This is a genomic window from Microbacterium sp. ZXX196, from assembly GCF_009709595.1.
GTDB classification, from domain to species: domain Bacteria; phylum Actinomycetota; class Actinomycetes; order Actinomycetales; family Microbacteriaceae; genus Microbacterium; species Microbacterium excoecariae.
This window is the reverse complement of the sequence record NZ_WMEE01000462.1, coordinates 1-242: the sequence shown is the minus strand read 5'-3', so window position 1 is coordinate 242 and position 242 is coordinate 1. Positions and strand designations below refer to the sequence as shown.

At 38.4% G+C, this 242-nt stretch carries 1 protein-coding gene; it reads left to right on the top strand.

All coding sequences use genetic code 11. The annotated features are described in order from the left end of the window. A partial coding sequence (locus GJQ66_RS13690) for an NFACT family protein (RefSeq protein WP_196215950.1) occupies window positions 1-242 on the top strand: 242 nt, incomplete at both ends.

Below are 242 nucleotides of genomic sequence, written 5' to 3'. Positions count from 1 at the left end.
GTCCGGGCAGATCAAGCAGGCGAATATCAAAAGTTAGGTGAATTGTTGACAGCTAATTTACATGCTGTAAAACGAAGCGATAAACAAATTGAAGTGATCGATTATTACGATGAACATGGCGGAACGATCGTCATTGAACTCGATCCACAAAAGTCACCTTCCGAAAACGCACAATCTTATTTCAAACGATACACAAAAGCAAAGAATTCAATAGAAGTTGTACAGGAACAAATAAAGAAGGC